A 13,621-nucleotide genomic window follows, 5' to 3' on the forward strand; every position below is an offset into this window, starting at 1 on the left:
AGGGCTGTTTTAGGCCGCAAACAATAGGAACCCGCACACGACCGGATTGATGGCCTAGAGGTACTTCTTGAAGCTGCCTGCGGTCAGGCTCACCGCGAGTCCCAGCAAGGCCGCGCTGGGCAGCAGAATCACCAGCGGATGCACCGAAATCGGCAGCGCGAGGTAGGTGACCCACGGCAGCACGACCAGCGGCATCAACGAGGCTTTCGCACGGTGGTAGATGAAGCCGGATTCGCGGCCTGCGCCGAACCGGCGCACGTCGCGCCGCACCAGTCCGTCGATCAGGCCGACGAAGGCCGCGGTGAGGATCAGCGGCAGCGTGAGCACCAGGACGAGCAGGCGCACCAGGAACGTGAGCGTCGTGAAGGCTGCGGCGATCAGGTAGCTCTCGGCCCAGACATAGACCTGGCTGATGTAGTAGCGGAAGTTGCGCACGCCGTCCTGGCTCTTGCCCTGGCTGGGCGCACGGGCGCGCTCTGCGGTCTGGCTCATGCGCTCCAGCAAGCCTGAGCGCACGAACACCCATTCGTAGCCGGTATCCACCAGTTGGTGTGCTGTACGCCCTGGCTCCTGCACGACCACGCTGCGCGTGAAGTGGTTCGACAGGTGCCCCAATTCGTACTGCAACATCTGCTGGGAGTGCCGCCAGCCCTGGTCCTTCCAGAACAGGTGCATGCCGACGCACTCCACCACGATCGAGAACAGCAGCGAGCCGATCAGCACCCCGAGCAGCCGGAACGGTAAGGTGATGGTGCCGACGATCAGCCCCTGGCGCTGGTTCTGCTCCCGCTGCGCAGTCGAGGCGGCGTCCTTCATGGCGCGGCCTCGTCGGTGCTGTCGCCGCCGCCGGTGGCCATTGCGTCAGGTTCGACCGGGGTGGCATCGTCCAGCAGATCGTCGGGCAAGGACGCATCCTGCAAGGCCGCGAAACTGGTGAACTCCCACCACTGCGTGGCCTCGCTGTAGCTCTGGCGCATGTACCCCGCCAGTTGCTGCAGATCCTGCGGCATCACTTCGTCCGGGTCCGGCGCCGGCAGCGGCATGCGCACCTTCCAAAGCTGGCCGCCCTGCAGCAGCGCGAAGCATTGGCCTTTGGGCAGGCCAACGACATGCGACGGCTCGATCATCGGTACGCTGGTGCTGCTGATCCGGTCCTGCGTGTTCGACGTGAAATCTGTCGCGCCGCGAATGTCCGAGCTGTCGGTGGCGCCCGAGACGATGGTCGTCGTATAGACCTCGACCTTCGGCAACTGCCTCGTCAGCAGTTCGGCCGTGGCGGTCTCCCTGACCCTGAGCATGAACAGGTTGTTGAAATTTCCGATCACCTGGCCGGCCTTGGCCCGGTTGCCGATGCGGGCCTCGATGTCCGAGAGCGTCTGCGTGTACGCCGTGACTTGCAGGCCGGCACCGCCGCCTTTGTTGATGAGCGGAATGAACTCGTCGCCCATGAGTTCGTTGAATTCATCCGCATGGACGTTGATCGGCACGCGCGCGCCAGCCGATGCGCCCGGCAGGCCATCGTCGATTCCGTGCTTGTAGATGTGCCCCGCGACCGAAACGAGATCGCTGAACATCGAATTGCCGACCGCCGCGGCGACCTCGGCATCGGACAGCGCATCCAGGCCCACATAGACCACGGCGCGCTTCCGGATGACCTGCATCCAATCGAAGATCGGCCTGGGATCGTTGAGATCCGAATAGTTCGGGGCCAACAACTGAGCGATCTTGCCGCTGGTGAGCTTCTCCAGCAGCGGCAGCAGCGATGCGACGATCTTGTCGAAATAGGTCTTGTCATAGCGCACCGCCGAGCGCAGGCCGTCGAGCACCGGGTCGTAGTTGCGCGCCTGGGAGAGGTACTGCTCCAGCGCGACCACGCGCTTCTCGCGGCCGATCATGTTCCTGGGAATGTTTTTCTCGTTGAGCTTGGCCTCGATCTGGACGATCACCTCCCAGGCTTTGGGCTCCGTCTTGGCGAAGTAATGCTGGGCGTATTCAATGAACAGCGCGTCGATGTTGATAACGTGCCGCTGGATCAGCATGTAGTCCGGTCGCTGCCCCAGTTCCACCAGGGCGCGCGCGATGATGTTCACGAACCGCCACGCGAACTCCCGGAAGGCGGCTGAGTTGCCTTCACCTGAGAGCTGTCCTGCAACGCGGGTCGCCACTTCGCTGATGCGTCCAAAGCGGCCCACGGCGTTGTAGCGCGCGGAAATGTCCGGCCAGCCCAGGTGGAAGACATAAAACTCGCCCTCACGGCCCGCGCGCAGGGCCTCGACGTACATCCGCTTGAGCAGGTCGGCGTCCCCTTTGGGGTCGATGACGATGACGACCTCGTGCTCGCCCGCGGCGTTCCTGCGGCGGATGTCCTGCGTGACGAACAACTCGGCCAGCCGCGTCTTGCCCACGCGCGTGGTGCCCAGCACCAGCGAGTGCCCGACGCGCTCGCCCAGCGGCAGGCTGACGTCCACCTCGTCGGGTTCGATGCCATGCAGCCGCGGCAGCCCGCCCACCGGCGGCAGCGGCCGCACCGGGTTGAAAGGCACGTCCCAGCCCGTGAGTTTCGCCAGGCGCGAGAGCGGGAACGGTGCGAACTCCAGTTGCTCTTCCAGGCGCCGCGCCAGCCGGTAGGCTGGTGTCGGCTCGACGTAGCGGCGAAACTCGGGCCTATAGGTCTGCGTGAGCCTGTGGGTGTGCTTCTGCTCCCAGAGAAACCCGCGCCCCACGAACAGCCGCTGTTGACTGACCGGCACATCCTTGCTCGTCATCACGTACCGCGGCAGGCGGCGGATGTTGCGCCGGTAGCGCAGGATGACGCGGGCATCGCGATAGCGGATCGCGCCGTAGGCACCGAACGCCAGCGCGCTGCCGACGCCCATCGACGGGCTCAGCGCAAGCGACCATGGGGCCACCAGGCACAGAAACGCGGCGCCTGCACACGCCGCGACGGTGTATAGCTCCACCGCTGGGCGTAGCAACACCTCGACCGGCTGTTTCCCCGACATGGCTTCATTGCTCGATGCCGGTGGCCGTGATCAGCGCCGGGTAGTGCCGCAAGCCCAGGCGATCGGCCAGGTCGTCGCCGGCCACGGGGGCGAGCGGCACGCCCGGCACCAGGGCGCGCAGCCGCGCCAGGCCCTGCACGGTCTCGACGTTGACCACCAGGCCGACCGCGCCGCGGTCACGCAAAGCGGCGGCGCGGCGCTGCAACCAGGCCCGGGAAGCCTCGTCGTCGCCGATGACCACGAACGGCCGCAGGCCGGGCGCTTCGATCACGCGGCGTGCGACGGTGCCGGGCGTGAGCTTGGCGCTGCGCACCGGCAGCATCGCGGCTTCGTCCGCTGGTGTGGCAGGAACCTGGGGCTTCGGGATGGGTGGCCGGGCCGGCGCGTTGGCGCGCGGCTGGAGGTTCAGGGCCTCGTAGTACGGCAGCGCCGACGTGCCGCCGCGATCTTCGACGACGATCAGCGGCTCGCCGGCACGCGCGGCCAGCGGCAGGCCTGCCAGCAGCACGAGCAGGCCCTTTAAGGCGAGATGGGCCGGATGGGGTTTCGTCATCGGGAGGTCTCCTGGCGCGCGGCGAGGACCGCGGCGGTTGGGCGCGTGCCCTGCACGCGGGCAAGGTGGCGGGACACGCTGCGCCGATAGCGGGCGGCGGGCTCGCCGCCTGCGGGACGGTGGTAGCGGCCGATCGCCAGCAGCCAGTCCTCGCCGGGGGTGTGCTGTTCCTTCAGGATCTCGGCGGCGATGGCGAGGTTGCGGTACGGGTCCAGCAGGTCGCACGCGCTGGTGAAGCGGTGCTTGTGGTAGCCGAGATTGATCTGGCCCAGGCCCGTGTCGATGCGCGTGTGCGTCGTGGTTCGCATCGCCTGCTGCAGGCCGGCGCAGGCATCGGCACGCGTGGCGAAGCGGCGCGACTGGCCGGCGACGTTGAGGGACCACGGCCACGCGACGATGCGCCCGTTGCGCCGGATGCCGCTCTCCTGCAAGGCCACGGCGTAGAGCACCGTCGAGGGGATGCCTGCGCGCTGGGCGGCAAGCTGGTAGGCCGGTGGCGGAACCTCTTGGGCATGGGCAGCGAAGGCGCACAGGCCAGCGGCGAGCACCAGTGCGCGCAAGAACTGCGATACGGAGGCGGCTACGGCTGGCGCTGCCATTGGCCGTTCACCTCGCGCACGGCCGCGGGCAGATCACCGGGCAGGCCCAGCGATAGCCAGCGGCCGCCATCGTGGTTGAGCGTGATGCTGCCGCTGCGCACGCGCGCCGGGTCGATCTGTGCGCGCTTGGCCCAGTCGCGGATGCGTGCGTCATCCTGGCGGCTGCCGACCATGTACAGGTCGAACTCGGCACCCGAGGATTGCAGGCGCTGCACGAGCTGCCCGCAGGACGCGCAGCCGTCCTTGACGAACACCGCCATGCGGCCGCTGCCGCGCAAAGGATTGGTGGGTGTGCCGGCGCCCGGCTTGTCGTCGGGCAGGTTCACGCGCTGCATGCCGGGGTTCAGGCGCTGCCAGGCCTCGTCGTAGGCGCGCTGGTAGGCGAGCAGCTTCTCGACGCGGCGCGCCTCGACCTGCACCTGCAGCTCCGCGTAGTGCCGCCTTTCTTCGTCGGTGCGCGCCTCGATGCCCAGGGCAGACAGCGGGTCCAGATTGGGCGAGTAGATGCCCAGCGGCCCGTCCATCAACTCGCGGTAGCGTGCCCATTCCTGCGGTTGCAGGCCCCATTCGCTTGCCACCCGGTCGTCCAGCACGCGGGCGGCCAGCGGGCGCTCCTGGCTCTGTGCAGTGCGCGCGGGGGCTGTGGGGGGCTGCTGCGCCCAGGCGGGCCACTGCACCGACGCCAGCACGAACGCAGAAAGGAGGATCGACGGCTTCATGGGGTGTGCTCCGGTCAGGGTATCGCCACGCGGCGCGTCTGGTCGCCGGCCTGGAACACCGCGGTGTTGCCCTCGACCGCCTGCAAACGCCATGGGCCGACCGCATCACCGGGCAGCAGCACCTGAAGCTGGTCGGGTGTGAGGTCCCCGGCTGTCAGCGCGACGGACACGCTGCGCTGGCCGGCGCGCAGTTCGGCGCCGACGACGCGGAACGGCAATGGCGGCGGTTCGGCCTTGGAGGCGGCGGGCTTGCTTGGTGCGCGTGCTTGGACGGGCGCTGCGGCACGCGCGGCGGTCTGGCGTGTCTTGATCTGCTCGATCTCCGCGCGCAGTGCCTGAAGATCGTCGGCGGCGGCATAGCCGTTCAGCGACTTCTCCACCTGGGCGGCGCGTGCTTCCAGGATTTGGCGGGTATCTTTGAGGTCAGCGGCCGTTGCGACGGCAGGACGCTGCTGGATAGCCTCGATCGTCTCGGCCAGGCCAGTCGCCTGCGCTTCCAGGCGTTGCAGGCGTGAATCCAGCCGGTCCTGGTCGGTTTGGTCGCGCATCGCCAGGTAGCCGAGCGCCACGATGACGCTGAGGCCGATCAGCCAGAGCCAGAGCAGGCTTTGCGCCACCACGGCGGCGGTCGGGCGCCGCGAAGGTTGCGGAGCATTCATGGCTGGCCTCCTGGAATGGAAGGCATCAGCGGGAAGGTCTGCACTGCATCGGCGGCGCTCGGCTCGGGCGTGGGTTCGACGGCCACGCGGTCGCCGGGCCGGTCGAAGCAAATCTGTCGTGCGCGGTCATCCGCGTGCAGTTCCCAGGCCGGCCCAGCCAGGGTGAGCAGTGCATCGCGCAAGGTCATGGGACCGAGATGCAGGTGCGCCGCCGGCAGCGGCAGTGCGTACAGTTCGATCACGGCATGCGCGGTCTGGCACAGGCCGTAGCCGCTGCGTTTGAGTACGTGCCGCAGCCCATCCCCGACCGTGGCGCGGGCATCCTCGGGCATGGACACGTCGATGGTCTGCAACAGCAGGTCGCGCTGCGCTGCCATGGGTGCCAGTTCGACCAGTGTGTAGCGAGCGTAGCGCACGACCGGGATGTACTCGGGCGCTTCGGGTTCGGGCGCGGCCGAGACTTCCTCGATGGTGTCGAGCGCGACCGGCGCAGTCGTCGTCGCGCAGCCACCGGCCAGCACCGACCACAGTAGGCCGAGAAATCCCGCCAGCAGGCGGCGTTCGGGATGGTGAAACCAGGGTGGAGAGGGGCACATAGCTCGGCGTCCTGAAACATCGAGCCCTCACCATCGCCGCTCGGGCCACGAGCGGCAGCAAACAATGCGAACCATGCAGCGCCCGATTTACCGGGAGCGGAAAAAAAACGGCCCCGAAGGGCCGTAAGTGGAACGTGTCATGCGGCGACAAGCTGCCGGGCCAGTGCGACCTCGACGGAATCGCCGTCCTGGTTCAGGACATCGAGCCCCGATTCGGGCACGTCGCCCGAGGTGGACTGCGAGACCATGATCTTCTTGGCCATCAGCTCCAGGCAGGTCATCTGCGAAGTGGCAGCGTAGCCGAGGTAGATCACGCGCACGTGCTGTTTCTGCCCGATGCGCCAGGAGCGGCGTGCCGCCTGTTGAAGGCTATAGACGTTGTAGCCAGACTGCATAAACACAATCGTCGGGAAGTCCAACAGGTCCAATCCCGTCTTGACCAATTCGGGATTGGTGATGAGCACGTCGATGCCACGGTCCAGTTGCTCGGCGATCCAGTCCTCGCGACGGCTGGCATCCACGCTTGCGCGCAGCACTGCCACCCGAAAACCTTCCTGCTCCAGCAGCACTTTCAGGCGCGACGTGGTGTCGCGCGTGCCGGTATAGACCGTGTAGGCCAGGACCTTGCGGCCCTGTGCCTTCTCCTCTTTGCAGATGTCGATCAGCTCACGCTCCTTGGGGCTGATCTCGAACTCGTTGAACTGAGCCGGGACAAACGCCAGGGTGTTGCGCGTGCGCGGATGCACCACGGTCTCCGACCGGAAGCAGCAATCCGGCCAGGCCAGCAGCACGTTGAGGACCACGCCCAGCAAGGTCGTATCGCGTCGCGCCAGAGCCTGTTTCAGCTCCGCGGTCAGCCGACCCGCCAGATCGCGGTAGGCCGCGGCTTGCGCCGTGTCCATCGCGACTTCACGGAACTCCTCGTCATACGGCGGCAGGACGTTGCCGCCGATGTCCTTGAGCTTGAGGAAGATCGTGAACGGCAGGATGCAGCGCAAGACACCCTTGGGGCCGAAGCCCGGGGCCTTGACCGTGCGCACCGATACCTTGGTGCCCTTGGCCGTCTTGTGCGCCGTGCCGGTGCTCTCGGAGTAGATGTCCTTCAAGACTCCGTGATCGCGCATGAACGCCATCGCGGCCGAGGTCATGTTGCCGCTCGTGGTCGGGCGGTAGCCGTCTTCGATCATCCGCCCAGGCAGGGCTCGGAACAGTAGATAGAACAAGTCGTCGCCATAGCCGCCCATCAGCGTGCCGGTCAGCAGCAAGGTCTTGCGAGCCTTCGCCGCCAGCACGCCCATCGCCTGGCCTTGGGCACTGCCACCGTTCTTGTACTCGTGCGCCTCGTCGGCGATGAGCAGGTCGAACGTGCCTTGCGGCAAGTACCTCTTGATGAATTCGCTGGGTTGGTAGCCACCCTCACCGAATCCAAACTCCATGTTGGCCATCGCGCGTTCCATGCGCGTGGCCTGACGGTCGGAAAACACCAGTTCGCCGTTGCCGTCCATGAGGTTGATGAACTCATGGATGTTGTCGCCGAGCATCGAGGCCAGGAAGCCGTCGCCGAACTTCTGCATCAGCTTCTGCGCAGTGACTTCTCCGATGGTCGGGATGCGCTTCAAGGCTTTGAGGACGGCCGAGGACTGATCGCTGCCGGACAGGCTGCGCGGGCGGATCAGCGTCCACAGGGGCGCGGCGCAGTGGCTGCACTTCCTGCGGTACTCCTCGGCTTCGAGCGCGACCGGGTTGACCGGCTCGCCGTCGAGGTCGGTGATGACCGTGCCGCAGTCAGGGCACGCTGCCACGTCGCCGTGGCGGGTGCGCCGCTGGGTGAAGACAGGCTTCCAATGGAACCCCATCCGCATCCTGACGCGGCCCAGGACAAAGAACTCCTGGCCCGTGGGCTGGACACCCAACTGCTCACGCAGCTTGATGAGCTTGACGAGCGTATCCGGCCCGTTGAGCACCCACACTTTGGCGCCCGCTACCGTCTCCTGGATCTCGCGCCGCCACTTGTAAACAAGGTGCGGTGGCGACAGCACCAGGGTGCGGCGGTAGCCTTCGGCGTTGAGCACGGCGGCCGTGGCGATGCCGACGGTCGTCTTGCCGCAACCCATTTCGCCATTGACGATCGCGGCGCGTTCGCCCCGGTCGACAAGCAGTTCGGCGGCGGCATGAACGACTTCGGCCTGGGCCTGGAACAGCTTGCGTTTGAGGCTGGCGACGATGAGTTGCCGGTGCGCCTGGGGCTGGCCGGTATAGACCGGCGGATTGGCGCTGTTGAGGGCGTCGAGCAGTTCGTCGCCGAACTCGCCGACGAAATCCTGAAGGCTCAGGGTCAGAGGGGATGATTCCGCGTCGAGCAGTTCGCCCTGGACGGGCGTGGCTTCAGCGGCAGTGGTTTCGAGATCGAGGGACATGGTGATGCTCCAAAGAAAATGGGGCATGCACCACCCCCGGCGGGGCAGTGGCATGCCCCGTGGTGGGAAGAGAATCGGCGCTTGGCCGAAGGTGGTTGAAGATGCTGGCCTGGGTGGCCCGCGGGTGAACGTGCTCAGTCTTCGGACGGCAGCACGATGGCGGTGACGCTGCGCCCCGCATCGGTGATGATGCGAATGGCGAGTCCCGGGTGGATCACGTAGTGCGATTCCAGCGGCGCGCCTGATTGAAGCGCGGAGCTGTTGGCCTCCCATTGCTGGGCGGTCACGTCGCCCCAGTCGCCACGGGTGTGCCGTCTGAAGTACGGAATCGGGTCCAGGCGACCCGCGGTGACAAGGAAGTTGATGCCTCTGCTGAAGATGAGCGCGCCGATGGGGAATGCCAGCCGCTGGCAGTAGGTTTCGATCCGATGCGATGCCATGGGCTCCTCCTTGATGGGTCATTGAGCCACGACACCCCTGGCGGAGTGAAGTGGCTCCGTCAGGTGGATGAAGATGACGATGTGGGACCTCAGATCAGGTCCCGCTCTTCGGGAAGCTGGACCACCGTGGTCTGGTGGTCCTCGCTGGTCTTGACGATCAGCGCCAGGTCCGGCGTGATCCTGAACTGCGAGATCATCAGGTTGTCCTGTTGGATCGCCACGTCGTTGGCTTGGCGTGTGGCCTCATCGATCTCGCCCCAGTCCCCGCGCACATGGCGCTGGACAAAGGCGAGTGGGTCGATCAGGCCTTTGCGGGCCAGCCAATGCACCTTCTCGCTCAACTTCAGCGTACTGGGTGCGAACAACGGTGGTTTGTGCGGCGCCGGCCGCTTGAACGGATTTGAGAGCATGGTGTTTTCTCCTTCGAGGTAGTACAGCAGGACGACAGCGCGTCCGGTGGATCAGCGGATGGTCAACACCTCGCCCCGTGTAGGTGAGCCAGGCGTCATGTCCCACGCACGGATGACGGGCACAAACTTGTCGGTGAGGATGCGCGTCTCGGCGATGGAGCCGTCTTCGCGTTCGGTGAATTCCCGCTGGAGCGTCTTGTCCTTGTGGGTGTCACCTTTGACGACGAGTAGGCGCCCGGTCTTGGAGCGCACAACCCCCGAGATCGCGCCCGCGGCCAGAGCCAGGGCGAGATGCCAGTGGGACAAGGCCCGCGCCGGTGGACGCAGCGATTGCTGCGCGGCCCCCAGGTGCGTATCCAGCGACGGCCAGAGGCCTTGCAGCCTGCCAACCTCGTCGGCGAACTGCTCCGGCTCCATCGTCACGCGGAAGAAATGCTCCGGCTCGGCCGGACTGGCGGGGACGATGTACGGCAGGAACGGCCAATCGCTCGGCAGCTCCTCGGCTTCGACCTCGCCTTGACCAACCTGCAGCAGCAGATTGCGCACGGCCTTGACGCCATCCGAGGCCTGCTCGCGCTGGCGGACCCGGCGGCCGAAGATCACCACCTGCTTGAACTGCGTCTCCACCGCTCGGTAGATCCGCAGGTCCGTGTAGTGGCGCGTCAGCCAGCCGACCAGCTCCGCGTCGAGCACGTAGCTGGGGACGATGAAGACCAGCACGCCGCCGTATTGCAGCAACGACAAACTGCGCTGATAGAACAGCTTTTCGAGGCGGGCACGGCCCTGGCCCTGATAGCCGATGTTGCCGTTGACGTCCTTGGACAGGTCGCCATACGGTGGGTTGAGCCAGAGCAGTCCGAAGGACTGCTTGGAGATCATCGTGTCCATCAGGTCCGCGTGCAGGCAGTGATCGACCAGGCCGCGGGCATGGCGTGCCCGCTCCGCGTCGAACTCGACGGCAAACGCCTTGGCATGCTCGCGCCCGAGAGCGTGGGCGGCTTCGGCGATCGCCACGCCTTCGCCGGCGCAGGGATCAAGGATGCACATTGGCCCGTCGCTGGGCATCAGTGCGTTGAGGGCTCTTTCGAGCGTGGGTTCGTCGGTCGGGTAGTAACCGTTCTTGGCGAAATTGCGGGCGAGCCGTGGGAACATGAGGGCCATGGAAGTCTCCTGGTTGGCGGGAAGGAATGGCGGAAGCACGCCAAGGCGTGCCTCCGCGGGTGGGTCAAGCCGCTACCGCTTCCGGCGTCCAGATCTTGGCCGGATAGGGATAGGCGGTGAGCACGTCACTGCGGATCAGGGAACCCAGCGCCAGGGTCAGCGCCGGCACGTCGATGGCGAGCCGATGGCCTTCCAGTGGCCCGAGGGCGAACGGAAGGCGGGCCAGCATCTCGCGGGTTTGCAGCAGTTCCAGCACGGTCTCGCGCCAGTGGTCGAGCAGCGGCAACGGGCAGGTGTCCCGCACCAGCATCCACAGGCGGTCAAGCCGGTGGGCGCTGCCCTGTGGCAGCAATGCCAGCGCGCTGGCGTTGGCCTTGTCGGGCTTGACGCAGCGCCGGTCGAACAGCCACACGTTGGAGAGCGATCCGAACAGCGTTCGCCGGTAGGCGCGCGTGATGCGCTTTTCCAGTCGATCGACGTTGCCGATGAGCACCGGGACGCTGCCGCCCTGGTTGGTGATGACGTGGAACTGGTCCAGTCCTTGCTCGTCGCGCCCGAGGGTCAGGCGAGCGAGGAACTGCTGGACGGCGGTGTCGCGTGCCCAGATGGACAGGAAGATCAGGTTGCCCTGGTCATCGCCGACGCAGGCGTCGGCCATCACGTCCGGGCATTCGTCGATGCGGTACAGCGTGGTGGAAGAAGTGTTCGCGGGCATGGTGGTGTCCTCGGATGAACGGGAACAGCACCGCCCGCCGGGGCAGGTACTGCCCCAGGGGGTGGGAGAGAATCGCTCAGTCCGGCTCGAACTGCCGGGTGTGCGGATTGAAGTGAAGCGCCTCGTCCACCGCGGTGATCGGCGTGAAGCCGTCCAGGTAGATGTTGTTGAGGTACTGGTCGCGGTAGGTCAGTGCCTGCCGTGCCTGCTCCTCGGTGAGGCCGTTGTCGATGAAGTACCCCAGCATTTCCTCGTCGGAGGAAACTTCGTCGTTGGACAAACTGCCTTCAACGAGCTTTAACAGCGAGGCGGGGAGCGCAGCCAGGATCGGGTCCATGTCGGTTCCTCCTGACTCAGGCCAACAGCGCCGCGGCGGGTGCCGGGGCAACCGTGGATGTACGACGCCGCGCGTGGTAGGCGCGAACGCCTGCACGCCAGTCGGCGGACTGCTCCGGTGCGAGGTCCAGATAGGATCGGGTAGGGACAGGCCATTGCTGGCACCATCCCCCCCTAAGAACCGTACGTGAGAGTTTCCCCTCATACGGCTCAAGCCTTTCAAAGCCCGCTTTCGCGAACCGGCTTCACCACCTTGAGACCATTGGCGTGTATTTGGTTATGGCAGTTCGGATGCACCATGATGAGATTGGTGCTCCCGTCCTTTCCGCCATCGACCCGCCGGATGATGTGATGGACATGCCACCCCGACTCCTGCGTGATCAATTCGCCGCAGATTGGACAACGACGATCCTGATCCAACCAGAGGTTGATGAGCTTCTTCTTTCCCTTTAGTGAGTTCTGCATCTTGAGGCTTACACGCTCCTCGAAATACGTCTCCCACACGGGGTCGAATGGATTGGCTGCCAACTTGATCGGTCGGTGTCGCCGAATGGGCGTATCAACTGCATACCGCAAAGACTTCAGGATTGGCTTCCCATCAGGGAATCGTTCCCCCGTTGCCTCTGCGAATACCCAGCTACGGTCACCCACGGCATGGAAGTAACGGCGTTTAATCCACCTTGCTCCCTTCTGTGAGTGCCGCCTAACGGCCCATCGCCACAACGCTTTCCAAATCTCATGATCGACATAGGCAAACGTCGCGGAAGACACGACGTGCTGATGATAGTTTGCCCAGCCCCGAATCATTGGATTGAGAAGTCGAATCAACTTTTGCTGATTCACCGCCTTGTTTCCTTTGATCGCGGCGCGAACTTTCCCGAGGAAGGTTGCCACACTCGCTTTCGACGGCTTGATTAACAGCTTTCCGTTGTACTTGCGGATGTTCTGGCCTAGGAAATCGAAGCCCTCGTCTATATGCGTGATCTTGGTCTTCTCGGGTGAGAGCGTGAGCCCTCGTTCCCGCATGAATTCCTCGACAAGCGGCATGACCTCTTGCTCCAGTAGCTCTTTCGAGCGTCCCGTCACAATGAAGTCGTCCGCGTAGCGCACATAGTTAACAGCCAGCCGGGTCTGTTTGCCATTGATATACCGTGCTCTACCGAACACGGCTTCTAGTTTGGCTTCCAGCCCGTCCAAGACGAGATTCGCCAGGGTTGGCGAGATGATGCCCCCTTGCGGGGTACCGGCTTCGGTTGGGAAAAGTTGCCGATCTTCCATGTACCCAGCCTTGAGCCATTTCCTCAAAATCTCACGATCCGTCGGTACGTGACCCATGAGCCAGTCATGGCTGATGTTGTCGAAACAGCCTTTGACGTCGCCTTCAAGAATCCACTTCGGGGAGCGTTTCAGAGCTAACTGTGTAAAACACAGCCCTATCGCATCCGCTGTAGATCGTTCTGGTCGAAACCCAAACGAGCTTCGATCCGCTGTGGTCTCGGCCACGGGTTCGAGAGCCAGCAGGTATAGCGCCTGCATCGCCCTGTCCTTCATGGTCGGGATACCCAGCGGCCGCATTTTCCCATTGGCTTTGGGAATGTAGACACGCTTCAGCGGCTGGGGACGATACCCGCGCCGCTTGATTGACAACATGGCTTGAGATTTGGCTTCCGGGGTGGACCACGTGATGCCATCCACGCCCGGAGTTCTTTTGCCTTGGTTCTCGGTGACTCGTCTGACGGCCAAAGCTTTGCCGCTGAACGAGTGGGTCAGAATCCACTGCAAGGCTTTCACCCTGCCATGTTTCCCTTCCCGTGTTGCCTTTACGATACGCGCTTGGAGCCTTCGCACTTCACGATGACATTTAGCCCAGTCGATGCTGTGCCATGTGACCGATTCGCGTGAGGGCGCACCCGCGCAAGCAATTTCTTGCGTAGCCATCTGCATTTCCCTCTTGAAGAAGGTTGGACAAGTTTTCTCGTAGAGAAAGACCAAGTGGAAGTCTGCTCGCTTTCGC

14 protein-coding genes are annotated in these 13,621 nt (G+C 64.8%); all 14 read right to left on the reverse strand.

What is annotated here, in order from left to right:
• Positions 1-54: 54 nt before the first annotated feature.
• Positions 55-816, reverse strand: coding sequence for a TIGR03747 family integrating conjugative element membrane protein (locus ACIPR8_RS19455; RefSeq protein ID WP_446542091.1), 762 nt, complete (start codon positions 814-816; stop codon positions 55-57).
• The gene (traD, locus tag ACIPR8_RS19460; RefSeq protein ID WP_446542092.1) at positions 813-3,002 is read right to left on the reverse strand and encodes a type IV conjugative transfer system coupling protein TraD; all 2,190 of its coding nucleotides are present in this window, start codon (positions 3,000-3,002) and stop codon (positions 813-815) included. Before traD ends, ACIPR8_RS19455 begins: the two co-directional genes overlap by 4 nt.
• A 4-nt stretch (positions 3,003-3,006) precedes the next feature.
• Complete coding sequence (locus ACIPR8_RS19465; protein WP_343928788.1) at positions 3,007-3,555, reverse strand: integrating conjugative element protein; 549 nt, start codon at positions 3,553-3,555, stop codon at positions 3,007-3,009.
• A complete protein-coding gene (locus tag ACIPR8_RS19470; RefSeq protein ID WP_446542093.1) occupies positions 3,552-4,154 on the reverse strand; it encodes a transglycosylase SLT domain-containing protein in 603 nt (200 codons plus the stop codon). Before ACIPR8_RS19470 ends, ACIPR8_RS19465 begins: the two co-directional genes overlap by 4 nt.
• Positions 4,136-4,873 carry a TIGR03759 family integrating conjugative element protein gene (locus ACIPR8_RS19475; RefSeq protein WP_446542094.1) on the reverse strand — a complete coding sequence of 246 codons (738 nt, stop codon included), beginning with the start codon at positions 4,871-4,873 and terminating at the stop codon, positions 4,136-4,138. The genes ACIPR8_RS19470 and ACIPR8_RS19475 overlap by 19 nt, the downstream gene beginning before the upstream one ends.
• 14 nt (positions 4,874-4,887) lie before the next feature.
• Positions 4,888-5,532: a hypothetical protein gene (locus tag ACIPR8_RS19480; protein ID WP_446542095.1), complete on the reverse strand. Its 645-nt coding sequence runs from the start codon at positions 5,530-5,532 to the stop codon at positions 4,888-4,890.
• Positions 5,529-6,128, reverse strand: a complete 600-nt coding sequence (pilL2, locus tag ACIPR8_RS19485; protein ID WP_013520773.1) for a PFGI-1 class ICE element type IV pilus protein PilL2 — start codon at positions 6,126-6,128, stop codon at positions 5,529-5,531. Before pilL2 ends, ACIPR8_RS19480 begins: the two co-directional genes overlap by 4 nt.
• A gap of 137 nt (positions 6,129-6,265) precedes the next feature.
• A complete protein-coding gene (locus tag ACIPR8_RS19490) occupies positions 6,266-8,545 on the reverse strand; it encodes a helicase-related protein (RefSeq protein ID WP_446542096.1) in 2,280 nt (759 codons plus the stop codon).
• A gap of 134 nt (positions 8,546-8,679) precedes the next feature.
• Positions 8,680-8,985, reverse strand: a complete 306-nt coding sequence (locus tag ACIPR8_RS19495) for a hypothetical protein (RefSeq protein ID WP_446542097.1) — start codon at positions 8,983-8,985, stop codon at positions 8,680-8,682.
• A gap of 89 nt (positions 8,986-9,074) precedes the next feature.
• Entirely contained in the window at positions 9,075-9,395 is a 321-nt protein-coding gene (locus ACIPR8_RS19500; RefSeq protein WP_446542098.1) for a methyltransferase, read from the reverse strand.
• A 51-nt stretch (positions 9,396-9,446) separates the two neighbouring features.
• Positions 9,447-10,595: a DUF6094 domain-containing protein gene (locus tag ACIPR8_RS19505; protein WP_446542099.1), complete on the reverse strand. Its 1,149-nt coding sequence runs from the start codon at positions 10,593-10,595 to the stop codon at positions 9,447-9,449.
• Positions 10,596-10,620: 25 nt separating this feature from the next.
• Positions 10,621-11,271 (reverse strand): hypothetical protein, encoded by a 651-nt coding sequence (locus tag ACIPR8_RS19510; protein WP_446542100.1) that lies wholly within the window; start codon positions 11,269-11,271, stop codon positions 10,621-10,623.
• 76 nt (positions 11,272-11,347) lie between these two features.
• On the reverse strand, positions 11,348-11,608 hold the full coding sequence (locus ACIPR8_RS19515) for a hypothetical protein (protein WP_018715755.1): 261 nt from the start codon (positions 11,606-11,608) through the stop codon (positions 11,348-11,350).
• Positions 11,609-11,826: 218 nt separating this feature from the next.
• Positions 11,827-13,545 carry a group II intron reverse transcriptase/maturase gene (gene ltrA, locus ACIPR8_RS19520; protein WP_446542101.1) on the reverse strand — a complete coding sequence of 573 codons (1,719 nt, stop codon included), beginning with the start codon at positions 13,543-13,545 and terminating at the stop codon, positions 11,827-11,829.
• Between the last annotated feature and the right edge of the window lie 76 nt (positions 13,546-13,621).

This window comes from Stenotrophomonas sp. LARHCG68 (assembly GCF_052871705.1).